21 protein-coding genes are annotated in these 18,396 nt (G+C 44.4%); 8 read left to right on the top strand and 13 right to left on the bottom strand.

Going from position 1 to position 18,396, the window contains the following annotated elements:
- Positions 1–145 precede the first annotated feature (145 nt).
- Together DP117_RS26505 and DP117_RS26510 are read left to right on the top strand one after the other, a co-directional pair.
- Positions 146–1,645: an ABC transporter permease subunit gene (locus tag DP117_RS26505; protein ID WP_169221203.1), complete on the top strand. Its 1,500-nt coding sequence runs from the start codon at positions 146–148 to the stop codon at positions 1,643–1,645.
- The gene (locus tag DP117_RS26510) at positions 1,638–2,372 is read left to right on the top strand and encodes an amino acid ABC transporter ATP-binding protein (protein WP_169221204.1); all 735 of its coding nucleotides are present in this window, start codon (positions 1,638–1,640) and stop codon (positions 2,370–2,372) included. The genes DP117_RS26505 and DP117_RS26510 overlap by 8 nt, the downstream gene beginning before the upstream one ends.
- Before the next feature lie 274 nt (positions 2,373–2,646).
- Here DP117_RS26510 and DP117_RS26515 read toward each other — a convergent pair whose 3' ends face one another.
- From DP117_RS26515 to DP117_RS26560, 10 genes are all read right to left on the bottom strand, one after another.
- Entirely contained in the window at positions 2,647–3,639 is a 993-nt protein-coding gene (locus tag DP117_RS26515; protein WP_169221205.1) for a tyrosine-type recombinase/integrase, read from the bottom strand.
- Between the two features lie 533 nt (positions 3,640–4,172).
- A complete protein-coding gene (locus tag DP117_RS26520; RefSeq protein ID WP_169221206.1) occupies positions 4,173–4,373 on the bottom strand; it encodes a hypothetical protein in 201 nt (66 codons plus the stop codon).
- A gap of 261 nt (positions 4,374–4,634) precedes the next feature.
- A complete protein-coding gene (locus tag DP117_RS26525) occupies positions 4,635–6,533 on the bottom strand; it encodes a hypothetical protein (protein WP_169221207.1) in 1,899 nt (632 codons plus the stop codon).
- A gap of 72 nt (positions 6,534–6,605) precedes the next feature.
- A complete protein-coding gene (locus DP117_RS26530; protein ID WP_211176360.1) occupies positions 6,606–7,316 on the bottom strand; it encodes a hypothetical protein in 711 nt (236 codons plus the stop codon).
- A gap of 9 nt (positions 7,317–7,325) precedes the next feature.
- Positions 7,326–7,739 carry a hypothetical protein gene (locus tag DP117_RS26535; protein ID WP_211176361.1) on the bottom strand — a complete coding sequence of 138 codons (414 nt, stop codon included), beginning with the start codon at positions 7,737–7,739 and terminating at the stop codon, positions 7,326–7,328.
- Positions 7,740–7,777: 38 nt separating this feature from the next.
- Positions 7,778–8,080, bottom strand: coding sequence for a hypothetical protein (locus DP117_RS26540; RefSeq protein ID WP_169221208.1), 303 nt, complete (start codon positions 8,078–8,080; stop codon positions 7,778–7,780).
- Between the two features lies 1 nt (position 8,081).
- A complete protein-coding gene (locus tag DP117_RS26545) occupies positions 8,082–8,387 on the bottom strand; it encodes a hypothetical protein (RefSeq protein WP_169221209.1) in 306 nt (101 codons plus the stop codon).
- A 360-nt stretch (positions 8,388–8,747) separates the two neighbouring features.
- Positions 8,748–9,074, bottom strand: coding sequence for a hypothetical protein (locus DP117_RS26550; RefSeq protein ID WP_169221210.1), 327 nt, complete (start codon positions 9,072–9,074; stop codon positions 8,748–8,750).
- Complete coding sequence (locus tag DP117_RS26555) at positions 9,017–9,679, bottom strand: hypothetical protein (protein WP_169221211.1); 663 nt, start codon at positions 9,677–9,679, stop codon at positions 9,017–9,019. The genes DP117_RS26550 and DP117_RS26555 overlap by 58 nt, the downstream gene beginning before the upstream one ends.
- Positions 9,676–10,059 carry a hypothetical protein gene (locus tag DP117_RS26560; RefSeq protein ID WP_169221212.1) on the bottom strand — a complete coding sequence of 128 codons (384 nt, stop codon included), beginning with the start codon at positions 10,057–10,059 and terminating at the stop codon, positions 9,676–9,678. Before DP117_RS26560 ends, DP117_RS26555 begins: the two co-directional genes overlap by 4 nt.
- Positions 10,060–10,395: 336 nt before the next feature.
- Between DP117_RS26560 and DP117_RS26565 the strand changes: the two genes are divergently transcribed.
- The 3 genes from DP117_RS26565 to DP117_RS26575 all read left to right on the top strand — a co-directional run bounded on the left by DP117_RS26565 (position 10,396) and on the right by DP117_RS26575 (position 11,365).
- Positions 10,396–10,716: a hypothetical protein gene (locus tag DP117_RS26565; protein ID WP_169221213.1), complete on the top strand. Its 321-nt coding sequence runs from the start codon at positions 10,396–10,398 to the stop codon at positions 10,714–10,716.
- 63 nt (positions 10,717–10,779) lie between these two features.
- Complete coding sequence (locus DP117_RS26570) at positions 10,780–10,947, top strand: hypothetical protein (protein ID WP_169221214.1); 168 nt, start codon at positions 10,780–10,782, stop codon at positions 10,945–10,947.
- The gene (locus tag DP117_RS26575) at positions 10,925–11,365 is read left to right on the top strand and encodes a hypothetical protein (protein WP_169221215.1); all 441 of its coding nucleotides are present in this window, start codon (positions 10,925–10,927) and stop codon (positions 11,363–11,365) included. The genes DP117_RS26570 and DP117_RS26575 overlap by 23 nt, the downstream gene beginning before the upstream one ends.
- 241 nt (positions 11,366–11,606) lie before the next feature.
- Here the strand turns inward: DP117_RS26575 and DP117_RS26580 are convergent, their stop codons facing one another.
- Together DP117_RS26580 and DP117_RS26585 are read right to left on the bottom strand one after the other, a co-directional pair.
- Positions 11,607–13,391 (bottom strand): RNB domain-containing ribonuclease, encoded by a 1,785-nt coding sequence (locus DP117_RS26580; protein WP_169221216.1) that lies wholly within the window; start codon positions 13,389–13,391, stop codon positions 11,607–11,609.
- A 243-nt stretch (positions 13,392–13,634) separates the two neighbouring features.
- Positions 13,635–14,189: a hypothetical protein gene (locus DP117_RS26585; protein WP_169221217.1), complete on the bottom strand. Its 555-nt coding sequence runs from the start codon at positions 14,187–14,189 to the stop codon at positions 13,635–13,637.
- A 485-nt stretch (positions 14,190–14,674) separates the two neighbouring features.
- On the opposite strand from DP117_RS26585, the gene DP117_RS26590 reads away from it, so the two are divergent.
- Genes DP117_RS26590 through dnaB form a run of 3 tightly spaced genes read left to right on the top strand, consistent with a single transcriptional unit; the run spans position 14,675 to position 17,494 of the window.
- Entirely contained in the window at positions 14,675–14,818 is a 144-nt protein-coding gene (locus DP117_RS26590) for a hypothetical protein (RefSeq protein ID WP_169221218.1), read from the top strand.
- Positions 14,815–16,086 carry a hypothetical protein gene (locus tag DP117_RS26595; protein ID WP_169221219.1) on the top strand — a complete coding sequence of 424 codons (1,272 nt, stop codon included), beginning with the start codon at positions 14,815–14,817 and terminating at the stop codon, positions 16,084–16,086. Before DP117_RS26590 ends, DP117_RS26595 begins: the two co-directional genes overlap by 4 nt.
- A 34-nt stretch (positions 16,087–16,120) precedes the next feature.
- Entirely contained in the window at positions 16,121–17,494 is a 1,374-nt protein-coding gene (gene dnaB / locus DP117_RS26600; RefSeq protein WP_169221220.1) for a replicative DNA helicase, read from the top strand.
- Between the two features lie 141 nt (positions 17,495–17,635).
- Here dnaB and DP117_RS26605 read toward each other — a convergent pair whose 3' ends face one another.
- Positions 17,636–18,205, bottom strand: coding sequence for a hypothetical protein (locus DP117_RS26605; RefSeq protein ID WP_169221221.1), 570 nt, complete (start codon positions 18,203–18,205; stop codon positions 17,636–17,638).
- Positions 18,206–18,396: the final 191 nt, after the last annotated feature.

The following is an 18,396-nucleotide window of genomic DNA, read 5'->3' on the forward strand; positions in this document are numbered from 1 at the left end:
TGCGGGGCGAGGGCGCGAAGAAGCTAAATTTCATTCAGCAGGAGCTAGCAACAACTTAAAATTGTAGAGTGCAGCAATCAAGTTGAAGAGATTTGAGTTACTCTAGATTTCCTAGCTAAGCGTGCAGAAGTTACTCACCAAATTAATGAACAAACGCAAAGTATTGCTATCATTGCTGCTAATAGCAGCAATGATAGCAATCAATACCATCCCAGGGCATAGCAATCCCCTACTAGCAGCTTCGTCAGTTGGCTTTGACACGCTGACGATGATCACCTCGCCGGACTATCCCCCCTACGAGTATTACGACACTCACAGCGGTGAAAGGAAAATCATTGGCTTTGATATTGATATCGCCAATACCATTGCCAAGGAACTGGGGTTCAAACTTAAGGTGATGGAGTCGGATTTTAACGGCTTGATTCCCGCACTTCAGGCAAATCGCGCTGACTTTGTCATGGCTGGGATGAATCCTACAGCCCAACGGCGCAAAAACGTTGATTTCTCCATCATCTATTACAAAGCAAAAGATACAATTGTTGCTCCCAAGAGTAGTAACCTAAAAAAACCAGAAGATTTATCTGGGAAAAAAGTTGGCGTCCAACTGGGCACAATCCAAGAGCAAAATGCTCAGAAACTAGCCCAAAAAATTCCTCTTATTCAGCTCAAGCAACTTAACAAAGTCCCTGAAGTGATTCAGGAAATAAAATCTGGGCGAATTGATGCTGCCATCGTCGAAGATACCGTTGCTAAGGGATTTGCTCAAGCTAACCCGGATTTAGAATTTAACGTTATTCCCTCAGCACAAGAGGCTACAGGTTCGGCTATAGCCTTTCCCAAAGGCTCTCCCCTGGTAGAATCCTTTAATAAAGTCCTTGGGCAAATGAAGGACAGGGGCGAACTAGAAAAACTAGCGACGAAGTGGTTTTCCCGAAACACCGCAGCCAACGCCGCATCTTCAACAGCACCCACTCCTCAAGGTGGACTGAATTTAGACTTCAAGAGAATCATTCCAGAGATTCCCTTTATTCTTCAGGGAATTCCGTTGACTTTGTTGTTCACTGTGATATCAGTATTTCTAGGTTTAATTTGGGGAACATTACTATCTCTATTAAAAATATTAGGTATCAAGCCACTAGGCTGGTTAGCCAACGCTTACACCTCTGTATTTAGAGGCACACCTTTGCTGTTGCAGTTGGCGTTGGTTTACTACGCAACACCCCAGCTGACTGGTTATAATATACCAGCATTACAGGCAGGAGTCCTCACATTTACTCTCAACTCTGGGGCTTATATGTCAGAAACTATCCGGGGTGGGATTCAAGCAGTAGATAAAGGACAGAGTGAAGCGGCAATGTCTATGGGTGTTCCCTACGCGTTGATGATGTGGGACATTGTTTTGCCCCAAGCATTGAAGAACATTCTCCCCGCTTTGGTGAATGAAACGATTGGACTTTTGAAAGATTCCGCTTTGGTTTCAACGATTGGTGTGGTGGAAATTTTACGTAGTGCTCAAATTGTCGGAGCTAATAAATATATCTACTTTGAACCCCTGCTGTTTGCTGGGTTAATCTACTACATATTGGTCATGGGTCTGACTAGGAGCGCATCCACACTCGAAAGGAGGTTGAGGCAAAGTGAGTGAAGTTGTCATTCGCACAGAGTTATTGTGTAAATCTTTTGGCAAGCTGGACGTACTCAAAGAGATTTCCACTGAGATATACAAGGGTGAAGTCGTAGCCATACTAGGTCCAAGTGGGTCGGGTAAGTCAACTTTCCTGCGATGCATGAACTTGTTAGAACGCCCCACCAAAGGACGAGTTTACTTTAAAGAATATGAAATTACCGCTTCTAGGGCAAACATCGCCAAAATTCGGCAGCGCTTGGTGATGGTGTTTCAACACTTCAATCTGTTTCCCCACATGACGGCTTTGCAAAATGTTACCTACGCCCCTATTAAGGTGAGGGGAATGAATCAGGAACAAGCAACGCAAAAGGGGTTAGAGTTGCTTGGTAAGGTAGGTTTGGAGGAAAAAGCCCATGTCTACCCAGCAAAATTATCTGGTGGACAAAAACAGCGAGTCGCTATAGCCCGCGCACTCGCAATGGAACCGGAGATGATTTTGTTTGATGAACCAACCTCTGCCTTAGATCCAGAAATGGTTAAAGATGTGCTATTCGTGATCAAAGCTTTGGCACAAACTGGCATGACGATGGCAATTGTGACTCATGAAATGGGATTTGCAAGAGTCGTCGCTAGTCGAATTATGTTTCTTGACCAAGGGCGTTTGGCAGAGGACACTACACCCAGTGAATTTTTCAGTTGTCCGAAGTGCGATCGCGCAAAGCAGTTCCTCGAAAAAATGCTGTAGCTTTCAACCTCCTTTGCGATTGCGATTCGGGGGACGCACAAAATCGAGAAAAATCGGACAACCTTCCCCCACGACAGTCGTGGAGCGCTGTACGAGTACTCGTGAAGGGGGCAAAAAGGGCGGTTCATTCTCAAATACACTTACCTATTGATAAAATAACCCGCCCTTTTTGCCAAGGTTGTCCGATTTTTCCTGTTTTCATTCCACGGCACTGCACTCTCTTGCATCGTCCGGAGGCGGGCACTGAGTGCCATCGCGTCGCGCCGAGACGTTGTTATTGCGCTCGCCGCCTTTTCCCGACACGAGCTGCTAATTTATTAGTTAACTCCAATTGATATTGATTTTTATTGTCCTCATAAACTAGAATCGTCCTGGGGTCAGCATGACGGCTCAAATGCTGCACCTTCCGGTAATCACCTTCTGCCAAGTCAAGAGCATCGGTAATCCCAGAATGCCTAATCTTATGGGGAGTCATCCGCTTTTTAATCCCAGCCCGTTCACAGGTTTTTCTCACAATTGCATAGATACCATCCCCAGTCAACTGGTGTCCATAATTGTGGAAATCCAAAGCAATGAACAACGGCTCACTGGGCTTCAAATTCATCCGAATACCCAACCAGTCGCTAATCGCCTCCGCCACAAGAGGATTTAAATCAATCCTGGTTTCATCATTCCCCTTACCCTTACCATAAACAGTTAATGTATTTTCGTGGTAATCAAAATCCCCCACTGTTAACTTTGCTACCTCTGCCCTGCGTAGAACATTAGACCAAAGCAGCAGAAATAAAGCATAATCCCGCTTCCCCTTGACGCAGGTGGTATCAATCACATCAAATACTTTGTTGTACTCATCGACATCTACACCCCGCGTATCCCGGTATTTTGTCACTTTGAGCGATTCAATGCGGTCGCTATCAAAGTGATATCGGCAGCGCTTCAGGTTCCGCCCCACCTTAATTAAGTATTTTATCGCAGCCAAATAACGGTTAATCGTTGCCGCCTTCCTACCTTCTGCCACCAAATGATTTTTAAACTTCAGGATTAACCCATTAGCCACCTCAGAGTCCAACGCCCAAAACTCCGAAATATCCCGCCCAGTGGGTTTCCTTTGCAAAAAATACTCAAAAAATATCCGTACATTGCCAGCATAACCTCGCTGAGTCGTAGCCGCCTTCTGCTGTAACTCCGCCAAAAAATCATTATTGGTTTGTAATTGACTGGCGACCGAGGCAATTGAATTTTCAGTAGTTATACTTATAATATCCATCTACAGACGTTGATGTCAATGCATCTTTTCATAAACGTCTCATACAACATACACCGGAGCAACCGCAAAAACCGCGCTTATCCTGACACCGCGAATACACAAGCAAATTTTGACGACTATAAGGATTCGCTTGGGTTGATATTTTTGGCTTCTCCGTGAATGTTGTAGTTATTTGTACAAATAAGCGAGCGAACTGGCATCTTTTACCAGTCGGTGTAGTGATTAATTTGACGGTAGTAGAAAGCGGTTATACTTAATCGCTTTTTCATCAGTGCTCCTAGTAGCACAACGTACTAAACAAGCCTAGTCCCCCTGATTGTGAGGGGACTGATTTTTTGCTCAGCGATCGCTTACTGACGAGCGTCAAGAAGAAAGGCAGCCTTCGCTGGAGGCGAAGTTGGCAGAAGGTAAGACAATCAGTGGGGGCGGTGAGTACCCAGTTTGGACAAGGCAGAAAGGCATACCTTAAAACTTTTTCGCAATCTTGCTGCACCCCGCAGTATGCCTTGTCCGAAGGACTGGTCAAAACAACCTTAATCTTGAGGTATTTCTAACAAGAATGCTGCGGTTGTAATCCCGCAAGCGAAACTGAAAACAGCCCCATACTGCATTAAAGTTAGATTTGGTTCTGACATTGGAACTAAGACAATCTGTAGCCCCAAGACGGCGGCAATAGAAATAAGGGTAAAACTAATTGAACCTACGACAATACAGATAACATTTCTTAATGACATGTCTTTTCTCCTAATAGTAATTGAACATTTATAAAGGTGTAATGTATTAGCAACTCTTCATTACACCCCATTACACCTTTTATTACACTCCCTCATTACACCATTACACCTTATAGAGGAGGGTGTAATGAGCAAAAGCCGCACTGTACTAGGGTGTAATTCGGTGTAATGGTGTAATGGTGTAATGGTGTAATGGTCATTACACCCCCAGTTTTGGGCATTCTCTAAGCAAGGGTTACACCATTACACCACGACACGAAATTAACGAGACTTGACATAGCACCCATCAGGTGAGAGGTCTATTTTCTGTTTTTCAACTAACAAGGTAATAGCCGAATCTCTTTGTTCTGAGCTAATAGACTTTGAGCTTAAGTGATTCACGAAGCTCATGTCTCTATCGTCCTTTCCCTTGAACTTCACCCATTGGTTAGGACGGTTTTTAGAGAGCCAATCAAGAATTAAACTAGCTGTGTCGTCTTGAATGTCTACTGACATCGTTGGAGGCTTGTCTTGGGTTTCCTCTCTTTGAGCTAGAGCCTTAACATCTCTAACAGGTTCCTCTGCTTCTTTGGGTTCAAATCCTGGCAAGAACGACCTGGTATCACGGTCATATCCAGAAGGATTGGGTAAGCGCTTAGCAGGAAACCACTTGTTCTCTCCACCAAAGTAAACTGCCCGTCCGACTGGTGACTGTCGAGTTATCTCCTCAACTTCCTCTGTGCTCAGTTTCTGATTTTTGGGGATAAACTGAGTTGCCATGAGAGCGCCTAGGGCTGCAACATTCTTTGCAGAAATCAGAGCGATTGGTACGAACTGGGAACGGATACCGCCATTAAGCCCTAAGTCTTGGGTATGGGCATTCTGAGCCACAATCCACACCCTTAACCCAATTGAGTCACTAGCAGAGGCATACCCGATTATCTTGTCCTGCATCCACCCAATTTCTCCACCCAATTTAAACTTTGAAGTGACAAGGACTGACTCGTCAAAGATAAGAAGCTTGTCGCTAGGGATTGCCTCAAACTCCTTAACAACTGATTTGAACCATTCAATGACAGCACTGGGCGACATCTCTCTAGCATTGATACGCCGCAGAAAATCTACACCGCTCTCGAAGTATCCCGTTTCTTTCTCATCGTTTTTGGGGTCGATGTAAAACGTTGTAATCTCAGGGTGATGCTTCTTGAGTGCTGCCAAGGCGTTGCTAATTAACAGTCCTTTACCAGCACCGGGGATACCCACAATCAGATGGCTTGTTGCATCCTTGCCCATCCGATCTGCCAAATCAAATTCAGAAGAAGTAGGTGGAGCATAGACTTGCACATCCATTGGTCTCTGTGCAGACCTTGACAAGAGTCCACGTTTAGGCGTATCAGGTGGGGCTTGAACAACGTCTTGGGGCTGCTGTTGCGGCAGTTCCTTGGGTGGAGATAGTTGCCCGTAAGAAGTGCAAATATCGACTGTTGGAGCGCTGAAGATTCTGATATCTACGGTTGGTGGTAATTCGGCAATCGCCTGCACCTCGTTTCTCTTCATTCTGGAATCAATTGATACATGCTCTAAGTGTTGGGCTAAACTCTCATATGCTGGCATCTGCCGACCGTTCAGTTTAGAGAACCAGCCCAACAGCCAACGGTAAGCATAAAAACGTTTACCTGGTTCAACTTGAGTCAGATAGTTGCTGATTGTCTCGAAGTGAGAATAGAGAAAAGTATATTCTTCTGCTTCCAGACGGGGGAGAAACTTGATAGTATCAGCTAGATGATTAATTTGGTAGTGTGATCGCTCATCATAGTTGCCAACGCGGCTAATTGCATCAACAAAGTTACCACGTACAAAAGGCAGCGGTGCAATTTCCTTAGTCCGCCCGTGGTGCTGGAGTACAAACCACAACCATGCAGCGCCACCAACCATACCACCGAGCAACATGAACGGGTTGACCGCGTAACAGACAGTCCCAACACCAGCTGCTACTAGGCTTAGTAACCGGGCTGTGTCCGCCTCTGTTTCCACGGACCGCGCCTGTTCAAATAACTGGTCTTTTCGTTCTTGCAACCATTCAGAGATATGACCTGCTTCAAGGTAAGAGAGGCTGGGGTACTGGTCACGTAGATATTCTGTTTGACGGGTGGTAATCTTTGGGATATTGTTAGAATCCATATATCTGTTAGGAATAGAAATCTTGCTCAAGCAAAAGCGCTTCGGGTTGACACTCCCAAAGCGCTTTGGTTTTTAGTCTTTGGTCAAACGCCAAATGGCAAAGCCAATCTCGCCTGCAAGCATTGTTCCAATATTGAACAACAAGCACCCTAGAATCATCATTGGGTTAGTAAATTGGAATGGGTTCCTGGCTGCAAACGTTGTTACTATGTCAAAAGCCCAAATTGCTAGGGTGATGAATCCTTCACTCTTGCGATCGCGCAAGCCAGCTTTTTTATAGTCCTTCCAGATTTCGCCTACCAGGTCAATCTTGCCACTGGGCTTTGACTCAAGGTCATACTGCATATGGTCTTGGAGCTCACGGCGTGCTGTGTCCGGATTTTTACCACGCAGCGCGTAGGCTTCAATGACCTGCAACCCAATCGCAACCACAAAAGCTAAGTAAAAGAACGGGTTAAAAAGTGTTAGCGGTACGTTTGCCCAGGACCAGCCCGTCTCGAACCAAGGGAACAGTGGGCGCTGTCCGAACATAGTTTGCCATACACTGTCTGCACTGATGGCTGAACCAATCAAGAACAAGACACCACCAACAACTGCTCTACCCGCGCCACCATTGGCTACAAACTGAGCCACTATCGCGCTTGCAAAGCGAATTGGTAGTCCAACGACCAGGACTACTAACTTTGCAACCATGTCAATAATTTGACCTATCGACTTTTTCTGTTTCTTTTCTTCTCCACTAGAACCAGAGGAAGCAGAACTTGAACCGTATGGTATTACCATCTATCTCTCCTAATTATTACAAGCGTTGTTAACTCGGTACTTCCAAAACCATTGATTGTTCTCAATGCGACCAATACACTTACCTGTTGAGTCATAAACGGTGACAACTTCATCTGTACTCCAACCTGTAGTATCTGGCTTTGGGTCGTGATTGGGGTTATCAATGTAGCGCCGCATCCTTAACCGTGTGGCACTGGGCGCAACGCCTGATCTGTACAATTCATCTGAGGTTAGGGCGCGTTGCTTGATGCGCGATCGCTCGAATTCTTCTGTGGCGCGCAGGTTCTCTGCCTTTAACTGAGTTTCTGCCTTTAAACGCTCTGCTTGGACATAAGCACCAATCTTGGGTGTGAGTGAGATAAGTGCAGGTGCGGCGCAAATGAAGAGTCCTGCAAAGCTTAAGGCTATTTGTTTGCGGTACATAATGGTTGAAACCTGGGATTGACCCCAGGTTATTTATACTACCAATACAAATGGACATCGGAGGCTGGGCTAGGTGAAACAGTGAAGCACCAGAACTGCCAGCATTGCCCATCATCAGGTGTTGGGAGGGGTAGCCCTACTCGTGGTAGGGCGAATAATTCACCCGCAGAAATACTCTCGAATACCAAATCTGCCGCATCTTCACCGAGGTCTTTTGCAATTTCTTCGGGAATCTCGAAATGCAGTCGCGTTCTGCCATCCGAGTCTACAGATGTCTCTGCAACGGCATCTAAATTGATCCAGCAGTAATCGCCAGTTTCTTCATAGAAGACAATGTTCATATCAAAAACCTCTATAGTTGTGTTGGACTTGATGGACAAGAGCGAGTATTAGCCCAAGGCGATCGCCTGTACTGAGTTCGCCGCTATGACGGTCAATTGCCTCTGCTACGCCGTGGTTCAAATCCTGAATATCTAACTGTTGCTCAAAGTCTTCGGTCAACTGCTCAGCAAGTTTCCAAACCATCCACATCCTGTCTACGTTGCTGAGGGCTTCAAATGTTGCGCCCCAAGCTTCTTGCATCTCTGCTAGAAGTCCCTCGTTACTAGTAGGATCGTAATTTGTAAAATATCCTATAGGTTGGGTCATTGGTGTTAGGCTCCAAAAAAAATGTAGATAAAAGACAAAGAAGATGCTGCAATGCAGAGCGAGACTAAGCTAATCAGGAATACTAAGAATTTCATTCGTTATCCCCGTGTCAGAATCTCGTAAACTTTCTCCTGTCGTTCCTCAGCACTCATTACTTGGTTACGAGCGTGCCTCTTTCAGTTCTTCTACTCGTGCTTGCTCTCTTGCAGTGGGTGTATACGGTGGCTCGAAATTCCACGCTCGTGAATGGCTCGGATTGCAATTACTGTTAAGAAGCTGCTTATTAAAGCTGAAATAAAGATGTTTGCAATAATTGCTGCCCCCAGACGCTTTTGGTACAGCTTCTCTAACCTTTCGCGTTCAGCGTTGACGTTCATGGAGCCACCAGGCTAAACCTGCTACAAACATTACTGTTCCAACTGGGTTAACAATGCTGGCTGCTGCTAGAGCCGATGCTCCTAACATTGAAATGACGCTAATTCCTGCATGTTTAATGACTGTTTCCACTTGTGGTTCCTCCTTATTGCTGGTTAGGTCGTTAATTCTTTTGATTGCCTGCAACAATTCCCGCCGTTCATGTGATGACAATTGTTGCAAAGCTTGCAGGATTAAATCTTCTTCGATTCGGCTTAATTGCTCTCTTGCTTGTACTGGTTGAACCGTTTTTTTAACAGATGTACTTGACAAGTGTTGCGGTTTTTGTTTACCTCCACGTCTGTGGTCAAACCGTATTGATCCAAAAAATCCTGAGTTGTATCCTCCGAGATTTCCTCCAAGGTGTCAGCTAACCGCTTTAAGACTGTATTTGTAGATTGTCCAATACCCGCTACTAAGGTCTTTTCTAAGACTGTTAAAAAGGCTCCCGTCCCCGTCGTACCGATAGCGAAAGCATTGTCAGCTAAGTAAGCGTGTAGTTCCTCTTTAGTTGCCTTCACCACTGCTTGCACCGCCAGACCAAAAGCACTGCTCTCAACTTCGGTTGTCTCGGTTATCTCAGCTGTGCTAACACCATTGTTGTTAGTAATAGCTGAGGGGTTTTCATCGCCAGACGCTTCTATCAATGCAATCTGACCAATAGGCTTATTTTTTTCTTCTTCTTGAGCTTTTCTTTTTGCAGTTGCTGCAAGAATGCCCTTAAAGTGTTCCTTATCGATTTCTGTCTCTGCGGTTATCGGAGGCTGGTAAGGATTAGGCTCTTGCAACTCTACAAAGTACTCGTCAACTAAGAACCACACGTCTTCGCCATCATCGTTTTTGAGTGATTCAAATAAATCAGATCCGTAAACTTTCATGCAACACTCCTTTGTTGTTGGTTAATTTCAGCGTCAAACTTTTCTTTAGAAAATGCAGCACGGTTTTGCAACAGAAAGCTTTTTGTAAATTCCACGTTTCTACTGCGTCGTATTAGAAACCGAATTCGGTTTAATACCCAAATCTGGTATGGTTGCAAAGGAACTGTCGTATTTGGTTTACCTTGCTTCCCCTCTTTGACGGGGTAAGTTTTGCGGTACTCCGGCAGACAATAACACGCAATCGCGTCCCAAGCCCTAACCGTGTTTCTCGCTACATCCCAATAAAGAGCTAACTCTGCCTTAGTTATTGGGTACTTAAATAGTCCTGAATCTTCTGCTGGTAAATCTGCGCTCAGTGGCTTAGCCTGTCCTGTTTTCATCCTTATTTCACCTCCTTAACTTGCGCGTTATAACTAATATTCATTGAGCAACTATTGAGCACTTGACTGAGCAAATAACGCATTCTCTTGAGCGTATTGCTCACAAACAAGCTTCAATGGTTTATTCTGTCTAGCTTTGATAAGTTAGTTGAGCAGGTGTTGCGCGTTGTGGCTAATGTTTAGTTGACTATCCGCTCCCGCACTCAACTCATGTCCTTAATCTAGAGTTCATTGAAGTTCAGTGAAACTCATATTGTGCCACTTTAAATATTGGCATAAAGGAAGTTCACTTGGAACAGGTAAGAATAAATAGATGAGTAAAGATGAGTTTCAAAGGTGGTACCAGAGAAAAAACACAGACCAAAGCTTACTACTTATACAACGCAAGAAAAATATAATTATTTTGCGGAGTGGGCAAAGGAAGAGGGGAGAACAATTAGCAACCTTTTGGATAGAATTCTTGATGCTGCTATTGTCCAGCGTGAGAAAAAGATAAGTGCTAATGTACTACCCAAGGACTTAGACGCATCTGCCCTCCTGAAATTACTGGCAGCAGATACTCGTCCATCTGATGAGCAAATCAGAGAGATTGCAGCAAATGAGGGGATTGACGCTGAAGTATTGTTATTACTACGCGATCGCTTATTCAAACACTAGCTCAAGCGGCAGCACTACGACAATGAGGTTTTACTCAAATACTCAATTGTTCAAATACTCATCATGACCAAAGACAAGGATCAAGACCAGAAAACCTACGTCACTCCAGAAGGTAATTTCGTAACTGACGACTACGGACGGCAGCGCGAAGCTACCCCAGAAGAGATTGAAGCAACTGTTAACCGTTGGGAACAGGAGACTAAGGGCGATGAAAAGACCAAAAGCAGCTGACCTGTACCACGGTAGACGTGTTTACTACGGCGGCACGGTTTACCAAGTAGAAGCTTGCAACGGCGAGACAGTTCACCTTGTTGTTCCCGGTCAGCAATCAACCATGCTCTATCAACCATATCCTGGCAATTACACCAACTTTAGTCGCTGGGAAGTGCCAGTTAACTCCCCGCTGCTGTTTGTTGAGGATGAGCAAGGACCACAACTCCACACCTCCTCAACCCATCAGTGGCAGTCTGGTAATATCATCCGGGTTAACTTCCCAAGTTCGCGCTTTCACAACCTTAAGGGAGTAGTGACTGATAGTTACGTCGCGTGTGGTAAAACCTGGGTGCAGGCAACTTTTGACGATTTGTCGCTTGAGTTTAGCGACGACAACGTTGAACTGCTGTCGAGCAGCATCCAAGAAGCGGCATAGTAGGAGAAGCGCGATAAGCCTTTATGCTTAACGCCGGCAGGCGTATCGCTACCATATAAAAAAGTACTTCAAACATTTGCAGCCAAGAACTTGAGACATTATCTCAAGTTCTCTTTTTACCGAAAAATTTTACACCTATGCTAGACACGAAAAAATTCTGCGGTCCTTATAAGAACGAATACCTGACGGAAGCCCACTAATCAACGAAACAAAGGAAGCTCACTCGGGGAGCCGATACAAATCATAGCAGAATTTTAGGGGACAATGCGTCAAGAACAGATTTAGCTGCTAGCTGCTTGGCTCCCTTTTTTGAATTAAAAATTCCCTGCCCTGTGTACTTCTCTCCTTGCCAAGTCGTTGTGCAAGTGCAAACAAACAAAGACATTTCGCTTTCCTCAAATGAATAGACAGGAAGCGGTTGTTTCGACTTGTCTGCTATTTCCTGAAGAAGTCCAACATGGTTGTTAGTGTTCTCAATATCAGTCACATCGATAACAGGGGCGCAACTGGCTTCAAGGGCAGGGGCAACAGAGGCAGGAGGAATCCATCTCTCGGAAGGAGAAACCAAAGCGCTATTGACATATGCTTTCAAAAATTCAACAGCTGCTAAACTTTTTGCATCTTGCTTCCCTTGCGCTTGCCCAGGATAAACGCTTGTCAGTTCTTCACCACTCACCACCGCAATCGCCCAAGCATTAAAAGAATTTTTTCCCGAATCAACAGTCCATCTGTACTCCGCCCAATCAGCATCAATTTGACATTTCATTGTCAGAACGGTGATGCCAATATGAGGTGATGCCGCAACTGCGGTTAAAGCTCGCTGTATGAGGTCTTTGTCGTTTGCCTTGAATAAAAGCAAACAATAATCCATAGGCTGTAATAATTTTAACTCTAATCTTCTAATAATCTCCGTCTTGATTTGAGCGGTCGCGCTGTTTAATAACCCAAACTTAAGGACTTTACTAAAGTCCTTCTGGTTCATTTCATCCAGAAGATGCTGACTCTTGATTGTGTTTTCTGTGGCTTTTTCGTCCCTTCTCTTCTGCCTTTCTTCCGCAATCTCTTTTAATTCAATTTTCTTGGTATTAATGTGCTCTGCTAGAGCTTCTAGCTCAGATAATGTATACGGCTGTGGCTGATTCTGTAAGCAAGCTTTTAAAATTCGATGGTTGACCAGATCCGCATATCTTCTAATAGGAGAGGTAAAATGACAATAAGCATTTAGAGCTAGAGCAAAGTGCCCGATTATGTAAGGATTATAAGTAGCTCTCTCAAACCAGTTAGAAAGCATCCCAACCAAAAAAGTAACTTCAGAAGCACCTGCAACAGAGTCAGCTATCTTTTCTCTAGGAGGAGTGATGGATTTAACGCATTGGTTCCTGTACAGGAATGGTATACTCCCTTTAACAGCAGTTTGAGCAGCAATTGTGTTAGCCAAAATCATAAATTCACAAACAACCTGCTCTGAGCGGAAGTTATACACCACCACTCTCCCGTCCTCATCTATACAAGTCTTTGCAAGCAGTAAGTCAATACCTGATAACGCGCCGGTTTCTTTGCGTGCAAGTTGTAACTTCTGCGCCCACACGTTGCAAAGTCTCATTTGCTCACTCAACGAGTGACAAGAATCAGGCTCAAGCAATTCATCAGCTTTTGCATAGCTAAACTTTTCTTTACTGACTAAAACTGATTCAAATATTCTTGAAGACTTAAGGTTATCGTGTTCATCAAACACACACTCAATAGTTAACGTATCCCTTGGTTCCCCTGGTAAAAGACTTAGCTTGTCTTCTGCCAACTCCCTAGGAATCATCGGTTTATTCCCACGGACGAAATAAACTGTCTCTGTTAGAGAATAAGCCGTTTTATCTATTTCTGACCCAAGTTCAACATAATTAGAGACATCGGCTATATGAATTGAGATAGTCGTTGTTCTATCGAATTGATTCTCTTCTATCCATAAGGCGTCATCTAAGTCCTTGGAATGCTCGCCGTCAATTGTAAAACCTTTTACTGGTACACGCATCGTTGCTATTGTAAAAACTGGACTGGTTCTAATTAAGAATAGAAGTCTTGAGTACAGCCAAATATAGCACGAATGCGATTTTGTGCAACGGCAAGTCCGTTGTCAGAGGTTGGTCACAAAAAAAACCGCACCGCGCCCAGGCGGGTTTCGCGATTTGATATAATTAAAGATCTTGCACCTATTTTTTTTAGTTTTCATATAGCTGATTTGATATACACTCGAAAACTTGAGATTCTCCCAAGTTCACTTGATTGACACAGGGATTTTATTGGGGTCAATGCCTGTGGACTGCGCTCGTTTTCTCAGGTTAGCAAGCAACTCGTCCAGTTCGGGGAGCTTCATTGGGTTTATAGTAACCTTCAACTCGTTTTGTATTATGCGCGAGATGCAGGAGTTAATCTCGTCCTGGGTGACAACGAGAAATACAAGCTTGTCGGTGTTCGGGACTGGCAGCAACCGATCCACTATTTCTCCTACGGCTTTCTTCTCTAGCGGGATTTGACTGACTGTAAGGTAGTCCTCGAACGTTAGGAGATAATGTCTGTCGATACAATAGTGCCGTTCTTCAATTAATTTAATAACTGATTTAATAGTTTCTACAGGCAACTTGAACCGCTTCAAATGCAGCGATAACAGAATATTTATCACTTGCGTAAAACTAAAATAGTGAGTTGAGTTGTTCTTCCCGCCAACGGATTCAGGGAGAATCTTGAGGGTGTTTGTTACCCAGATGTCGAAACTACGAGGCGAAAAATCCCCAAGGGTGCAAATCTCTTGGCGAGTGAATAAATTTTTCATCTAAAAATTAATCTTTGAACCCATCTCTTTGATACTATTCTAGACTTTTTAGCGCTGGCTGGCGTAGATAATTTATGATTACTGCGCTCACCAGATAAATATGCGTTATACTGGCGTCAGGCTTGTAAAAAAACAAAAACCCAGGCGTCATTTTCCTGAGTGGTTGTTTTCTTGTAAGTTTTAGAAATGGCGCTTGCCTCTAGGGCATTGGAGTCCAATCATCGGAGTTCGCGTTTTTAAGGCGCTCCTAGAGCTCTTTGAGAGCCAAGAGACAAAACGCACTCTACTGTGACATTGACATTTCACAGTAAAACTGTCATATGATTTCATGGTATCGCCCCGTGATCGCGATCGCAACTTTCTTCACAATATTCTCACCAGAATATCAGGCGAAAACCTAGAAATTAGGAACTCCTAAGGCTTCAAAAACCCAGAGAAAAAGCGCCCTCCAAGCGTAAACTGCGTCCATCAAGAGGAGGGCAACTATGGGTTCTGAAAACCCAACAAACCGCGAAATAGAAGCTTTTGGGGTTATATCAAATCCCGATACTCCCATTGTATCGAATTCCAATAATATAAAGCCAGATTTCTCACAATCTTCTTTGGTGACAGGAGGTGCGGAATCATGAGTACCTTCTTCGCCAAGGCAGCATTAGCAGAGAGAGCAGCAACAGCCACAGCGCTCACTCACAAAGAAGAACCCGCTTACACCAAGCTTTATTGGACTATAGCTAACAAGGTAGGTCTTGCTGAAGCAGCATTGATCCAAGTCATTGAAGCTTGGTGTCAAAGCAATCGCCGAAACAATAGGCAAGGGTACTTTCACCACGGCGAGTGGTGGACCTGCTGTGCTAGTTATGCGGATTGGCAAGGAAGATATCCAGCACTTGGCTCCGCTAGAACTATTCAGCGCCTATTCTTGGGGCTGGAGAAGCAAAAATACATAGTATCGTGCCAAGCAAGCAAAAACAGCGGAAATTTAACCAAATTCTACCGAATTAACCCTGTAAAGGTGAGGAAACTGCTTTTAGGCGACGACTCCTCCGTAATGCCAATTTGGCACGAAGCAAATGATACAAGCCAACCGATAGTGCCAAATTTGGATGCCATAGTGCCAAATTGGCACGAAGGTTCGTCTGAAAGCCTTGTCCTGTCTAGTTCCCAGCCATTACAAAAGATCAATAAAATAAGATCAATAAACACAATACAAGAGCAGCCCGAAGACGGGCTGTGTGTGTGTGAGAATATTTTGTTGAAAGAAGAAAACAAAGAGGAAGACAGTGAAAAGAAAATTGATGAGATTACCAAGCAAGTTGAAGTAAATCAAGATTTTTCTAGTTCTGTTCAACAAAACCAGGATCTTGGAAATAGCGAAACATCTAATCTGGACAACACTGCGCCCGCCGCGCCGCGCCCACCTCAAAAACCTAAGTACGGTAAAAGTGCTAAATATAACTGCGTACCTGATTGGTTTCCTGGGGATGAGCACGAATATAAGCAATTTGTCAAGTATAAAGGCAAAGAATTACTGCAAAATCCACCAATGAACATAAAAGTGGATGCGGTGAATTCTCGTGCCGTTGCCATCAATGTTTTGAATGCCAATGTAGTAGCGTCTCTGGCGCTTTATGAGGGGTGGAAGGATTGTAATTGCCCATCTGAGCCTCCAGGGGCTGCGACCCCTCTTAATGCTCAAAATAATAGCATTAATTATAAGCTTGTTACTCCTGACCAGCCCAAATACAACTTTGACAGTTTAAATCCGCAGGTACACGGCACCTACTACCAAGAATTTTTGGAAAAAGGTGAATCGGCATTTACTCAACGTGAGCAAAATGCTGCTTGGTTGGCATGGGCTAAAGCTAAGTACCCGGAGAGGTTTGCTCAGGCGAGTTGATTTATTGATTTAAAAAAATTAAAATCCAAAAACGATGCACACGCAAGATGTAGCACAGCACACGCAAGATGTAGCACAGGTGCCGCCTGCGAATTTGGAAGCAGAAGAGGCAATCTTAGGAGGAATTTTACTCGACCCAGGAGCGATCGCACGGGTGATTGATACTCTGCAACCTGAGCATTTTTACCTTGAAGGGCACCAACGGATTTATCGGGCTGCTTTACTTCTACACACGGAAGGCAAGCCGACAGACTTGCTTATGACTATTGCCAAATTGGAAGCGATGGATCTCTTAGCAATCGTTGGAGGTCGTAACAAGCTTGTAACTCTTGTTGATAGAGTAGTATCTGCAATCAACATAGATGCTTTGGCAGACCTTGTTGTTGAAAAGCATCGCCGCCGGCAGATGCTCAAGGCAGCGGACAAGATTTCTGCCCTTGCCCATCAAGAGTATAGATCCGTGGGGGAATGCTTGGACGACGCAGAACAGGAAATACTAAATATCTCCAGTGCAAATACGTCTGCTGAGTCAACACTTCTTGCTGATTGCTTGGTTGATGTATTCCGAGATTTAGAAGAACGGCACAACGGTACTACGTTACCTGGCATCCCTAGTGGCTTTTATGATTTAGACGCCTTGACTTGTGGATTCCAACGCACAGACCTAATTATTGTTGGTGCTCGTCCATCAATGGGGAAAACCGGCTTCGCAACTTGCATAGTTCATCATATAGCAAGTTTGTATAAGCTGCCTACTGTTATTTTCAGCTTAGAAATGAGCAAGCAGCAACTTGCGAAAAGGTTGCTTGCAGCTGAAACAGGGATAGAGATGGGGTATCTACGCTCTGGTAGGATTGGCAAAAGCCAATGGGAAGCACTAACTCAAGCTATTAGTCGTCTTGGTGAATTGCCGCTTCATATCATTGATGCTCCAATTCAAAATCTTTGGGAGATGCGATCGCAGCTTCGCAAGATAGCTGCCTCTTCTGGAGAGTTGGGAATAGTCGCCATTGATTATATTGGCTTACTTGAGCATTCTGTTACTGGAGCGACGCAGAACGAACGGATAGCAAAAGTCTCCGCGTTTCTAAAAGCACTTGCCAAGGAATTTCGATGTCCTGTTGTTGCTTTGTCACAGCTGAATCGTAGCGTTGAGAGTCGTACTAATAAGCGCCCAATAATGAGCGATTTGAGGGACAGCGGTTCTTTAGAGCAGGATGCCGATCTTATTCTGTTTTTGTACAGAGATGAGTACTATAACAGCGACAGCCCCGATAGAGGAATCGCAGAACTCATCATAGCTAAACACCGCAATGGACCAGTCGGCACTGTCAAGTTGTTATTTGATGCCCAAGTTGCCAAATTTAAGAATTTAGTACATCCCAATTTCCCCAGTAGTAATTGGTAATTTCCTGAATAAGGCTCAGGTAAAACATATACAAGCGCAGCTATAGCGCTTGTTAGAAAGCATTGCTTAGGAATTCCCATCTACTACCTTAGTCCATGCCAGACCTACCAAAACTCTCTACCCTTGCTCCACAAGCTTCCTTCACAGAGAAAGCTCTTGACTACGATTTGATCTTGACTTTTCTTTTTCTTGTTGCAAGTAGAGCAATCTCTGTTCAACCCGTTGAGCATTTTGCTGCATATGCTGCACAACATCTAAAGTCAGCTCTGAACGCTCAACTGGTTCCCAATGTGATTCCTCCGAATTATAAGACGCCCTCATTAACTGCACCGAATCACTATTTCTCATTAAAACCAATTGCTCTTTCTCCCAAGAAACGGTGTACTTCTGTCCCCCAAATCGATTTGTTCCTATTACTTTTAGAATCCTAGCAAGAATCGGTGCTACAGTTTGAGTACGTTCCCATTGAACGAGTTCTTCCTCCGCTCCAAGTTCTTCTGCAACGAGTTCATTTTGGGTATGGCACATCCTACGCTGTTCAATTGCGTCAAGATTTCTATTAATATTTTCAATAGCTCTAGCAGTTGCTGCAGTATTAAGCTTAATCCGCTCAAGGCTAGCACGAGCCTTAAGTATACTTGCGGATAGAGCTTGATAACCAAGTTCTCTTGAGCTGCTTTCTCCAACTGCTCTGCTATTGCTTTCAACCACCCGTTTAACCCCTCCTCCTAACTTCTATTTTTCTTCTGACTCGGATCAATGAAAAGGCAAGGGGGCAGGGAGCAGGGAGCAGAGGAGAGAACCCCATACCATAAGAGCGGAGCTTATACCCAAATTGCAGATCATCTGGAAGCTTAATACCAATTCGTTGACTCATTTCCCCCTTGCCCCCTGCCCCCTGC

This window comes from Brasilonema sp. UFV-L1, assembly GCF_012912105.1.
In the GTDB taxonomy this organism is placed as follows: domain Bacteria; phylum Cyanobacteriota; class Cyanobacteriia; order Cyanobacteriales; family Nostocaceae; genus Brasilonema.

Coding starts and splice junctions, on each gene's coding strand:
- DP117_RS26575 (WP_169221215.1), top strand. CDS start 10,925: ATGAAAAGACCAAAAGCAGCTGACCTGTACCACGGTAGACGTGTTTAC.
- DP117_RS26530 (WP_211176360.1), bottom strand. CDS start 7,316: ATGGTAATACCATACGGTTCAAGTTCTGCTTCCTCTGGTTCTAGTGGA.
- DP117_RS26595 (WP_169221219.1), top strand. CDS start 14,815: ATGAGTACCTTCTTCGCCAAGGCAGCATTAGCAGAGAGAGCAGCAACA.
- DP117_RS26545 (WP_169221209.1), bottom strand. CDS start 8,387: ATGACCCAACCTATAGGATATTTTACAAATTACGATCCTACTAGTAAC.
- dnaB (WP_169221220.1), top strand. CDS start 16,121: ATGCACACGCAAGATGTAGCACAGCACACGCAAGATGTAGCACAGGTG.
- DP117_RS26505 (WP_169221203.1), top strand. CDS start 146: ATGAACAAACGCAAAGTATTGCTATCATTGCTGCTAATAGCAGCAATG.
- DP117_RS26590 (WP_169221218.1), top strand. CDS start 14,675: ATGGGTTCTGAAAACCCAACAAACCGCGAAATAGAAGCTTTTGGGGTT.
- DP117_RS26535 (WP_211176361.1), bottom strand. CDS start 7,739: ATGTACCGCAAACAAATAGCCTTAAGCTTTGCAGGACTCTTCATTTGC.
- DP117_RS26580 (WP_169221216.1), bottom strand. CDS start 13,391: ATGCGTGTACCAGTAAAAGGTTTTACAATTGACGGCGAGCATTCCAAG.
- DP117_RS26555 (WP_169221211.1), bottom strand. CDS start 9,679: ATGAAAGTTTACGGATCTGATTTATTTGAATCACTCAAAAACGATGAT.
- DP117_RS26585 (WP_169221217.1), bottom strand. CDS start 14,189: ATGAAAAATTTATTCACTCGCCAAGAGATTTGCACCCTTGGGGATTTT.
- DP117_RS26515 (WP_169221205.1), bottom strand. CDS start 3,639: ATGGATATTATAAGTATAACTACTGAAAATTCAATTGCCTCGGTCGCC.
- DP117_RS26525 (WP_169221207.1), bottom strand. CDS start 6,533: ATGGATTCTAACAATATCCCAAAGATTACCACCCGTCAAACAGAATAT.
- DP117_RS26570 (WP_169221214.1), top strand. CDS start 10,780: ATGACCAAAGACAAGGATCAAGACCAGAAAACCTACGTCACTCCAGAA.
- DP117_RS26520 (WP_169221206.1), bottom strand. CDS start 4,373: ATGTCATTAAGAAATGTTATCTGTATTGTCGTAGGTTCAATTAGTTTT.
- DP117_RS26560 (WP_169221212.1), bottom strand. CDS start 10,059: ATGAAAACAGGACAGGCTAAGCCACTGAGCGCAGATTTACCAGCAGAA.
- DP117_RS26540 (WP_169221208.1), bottom strand. CDS start 8,080: ATGAACATTGTCTTCTATGAAGAAACTGGCGATTACTGCTGGATCAAT.